Origin of the sequence: Microcoleus sp. BM001215392, from assembly GCF_036700185.1 — a bacterium.
In the GTDB taxonomy this organism is placed as follows: Bacteria; Cyanobacteriota; Cyanobacteriia; order Cyanobacteriales; family Microcoleaceae; genus Microcoleus.
This window is the reverse complement of record NZ_JAUBOJ010000615.1, coordinates 1-2,524: the sequence shown is the minus strand read 5'-3', so window position 1 is coordinate 2,524 and position 2,524 is coordinate 1. Positions and strand designations below refer to the sequence as shown.

Genomic DNA, 2,524 nt, shown 5'->3' with positions numbered 1-2,524 from the left:
AGCCCCCCTTAATAAGGGGGGGACAAGAAATATTCTCTTTCGTCCCCCTTCTTAAGGGGGATGCGAGGGGGATCTAGACTTCGATAAAAACGAGAGAGACAGAGGGTTTCAGTTTTAAGTTGACATGAATGTTGAAAACCTCATTCATTGGCTTCCACAAATCCCAAATCAGTTCCTTTTCCAGCGTGAACCAAAGCCAACTTTTCGTAACGCTTGGCGTGTTCCACTAACTCCGCAGATTCCTCTTCAGACAAGTCTCGCAGCCGCTTGGCCGGCACTCCAGTAACTAAGGTGTGGGGGGGGACATCCTTGGTGACAACCGCCCCTGCACCGACGATCGCGCCTGTCCCCACTCTCACTCCGTCCAGGACGATCGCCCCAATCCCGATCAAACAGCCCCGTTCAATGTAAGCTGAATGAATCACCGCTCGGTGTCCGACTGTCACAAAATCTTCTAAAACAGTCGGTTTGCCAGGATCGCCGTGTAGAATTGCTCCATCTTGGATATTGGTACTTTTGCCGATCGCAATTCGCTCTACATCCCCCCGCACCACCGCCCCGTACCAGATACTAGCGCCCGCAGCCACCTCTACCCTGCCGATGACAACAGCGCCTTTCGCTACAAAAGCAGCTTGAGAGAGATCCGGTGCAGGCCAATAGGCAGGAAGTGCAGGCAGAGGTTGGTTGAGATTGCTCATCTTTTTGGTCGATCGTGATACTTCTAGCAGATTAGCTGGTTGTTGATACGGGATATAATAAGACTATTTGCCACTTTTGCAGATAAATATGTTGGGACGCCATAAATGATTGAAGTTGCCTTGCAATACCCGATGTTTGGCCCGGAAATTCAGTGTCCCCACTGTCGCCAAACAATTCCGGCTTTAACACTCACGGATACCTATTTGTGTCCGCGTCACGGGGCATTTGAGGCAGATCCAAAAACGGGGGAACTCGTTCACCTTCAGTCTGGGCGGCACTGGCGCCGCTGGGAGGATGAATGGTATCGCCAGCACACTCACCCCGACGGAATTCGGTTTGAAATTCACGAAGCGCTCGATCGACTTTATACTCAAGGCTATCGAGCAACTCGCGTCATCGTTGCCCAACGCTATCGGGAATTAATCAGCGCTTATTTAGAACGCAGCACGCCTTGGCGGGGTCAGCCGGACTCGCCACGCCCGAGGCTGTACGGTTTACCAGTTGATTTTAGCCCCGATCCCCAAGAGGAACCTTGTTGGGAAGTGATTAATTTTGATTTGGAAAAAGAGCCGGGAGTTCCGATTAGATATCCCTATTTTCGGTTGTTTGAATAGTTGTTAGTCAGTGGTCCGTTGTCCGTTCTCCGTTGGCGGTAGTTATTAGTTTATTAATTTCTTAGTAGTAGGTGACAAATAACATAGGACAAATGATAAGTGCCAACTGCCAACTGTCAACTGCCAACTATCAACTGACAACTGCCAACTATCAACTGTCAACTATCAACTGTCAACTGTCAACTGTCAACTGCAAAATGCACCACGCCTCGATTCGCACTGCTAATATTCACCGGGCGATCGCCTTTTACGAACAGTTAGGCTTTACTGTGAGCGATCGCTTTACCACAGGCTACACCCTAGCCTGTTGGATGGAAGGTCTCAACGGGCGTATCGAACTCATTCAAATCCCGGAACCAAAACCCGCACCGGATGCTTTCACAGACGAGCATTATGTTGGATATTATCATTTATCTTTCGATTTGACAGAGGCGACAACTGATTTGCCGAGTTGGTTGGAGTCTCTCAAACAGCGGTTTGAGGCAGCAGCTAAAGACGAACCAAATCAGTTTCAAGCTTTGAAAGTTTTATTGGAACCGACTCAACAGGCGATCGGGCAAAATGTTTATGAAGTCGCTTTTATTGCCGATACCGATGGTTTACCCTTAGAGTTTATCCGGCGCCTTAATGACGATCCTAATTCGGGAAAGTAGGGAAACGGCAATGCCTTATCGATCCCAGGGATCTGCGACTTTTAACTAAATCTTTGATGTCAGCAGCTCAACCGCAGATATCACGCAGATGAACACAGATGCAACGCAGATCAATTCCTGATTGGAAAGCAAAGGAAAGCAATTTAATTCTCTTGAGCGATTGATTTTTGGGCGATCGCCCGCAACTGGGTTCGACCTCAAAAGATACACAACTTAATATATACCGGGACTGCACCAGATTTTGAGCCATCCGACTGATGAAATTTAACGGAAGTTGTGAGAATATGAAAAGAATATGAAAAGTCTTGAGCCGTAAAACAAATGACTCACTCCGAAAACAGGCCCAGCCTTCCTGAAGTCCACCGCAGCATTCCCGTTCCCAACAGCAAAGGTTTTTGGCGTAGAATGCTCGCCTACGCAGGGCCTGGATATCTGGTTTCAGTGGGTTACATGGACCCGGGAAACTGGGCGACTGACTTAGCGGGGGGAGCAAAGTTTGGCTATGCACTATTAAGTGTGATTTTGCTATCTAATTTGATGGCAATTTTGCTGCAATCA

General features: G+C 48.3%; 4 protein-coding genes. 3 read left to right on the top strand and 1 reads right to left on the bottom strand.

What is annotated here, in order from left to right; genetic code table 11:
* Positions 1-140: 140 nt before the first annotated feature.
* Positions 141-698: a gamma carbonic anhydrase family protein gene (locus QT974_RS33410; protein WP_333472656.1), complete on the bottom strand. Its 558-nt coding sequence runs from the start codon at positions 696-698 to the stop codon at positions 141-143.
* 105 nt (positions 699-803) lie between these two features.
* On the opposite strand from QT974_RS33410, the gene QT974_RS33405 reads away from it, so the two are divergent.
* The 3 genes from QT974_RS33405 to QT974_RS33395 all read left to right on the top strand — a co-directional run.
* Positions 804-1,313 carry a TIGR02652 family protein gene (locus QT974_RS33405; protein WP_333472655.1) on the top strand — a complete coding sequence of 170 codons (510 nt, stop codon included), beginning with the start codon at positions 804-806 and terminating at the stop codon, positions 1,311-1,313.
* A gap of 197 nt (positions 1,314-1,510) precedes the next feature.
* Positions 1,511-1,966 carry a VOC family protein gene (locus tag QT974_RS33400; protein ID WP_333472657.1) on the top strand — a complete coding sequence of 152 codons (456 nt, stop codon included), beginning with the start codon at positions 1,511-1,513 and terminating at the stop codon, positions 1,964-1,966.
* Positions 1,967-2,287: 321 nt separating this feature from the next.
* The coding region (locus tag QT974_RS33395; protein WP_333472654.1) for a divalent metal cation transporter at positions 2,288-2,524 on the top strand (237 nt) is incomplete at its 3' end.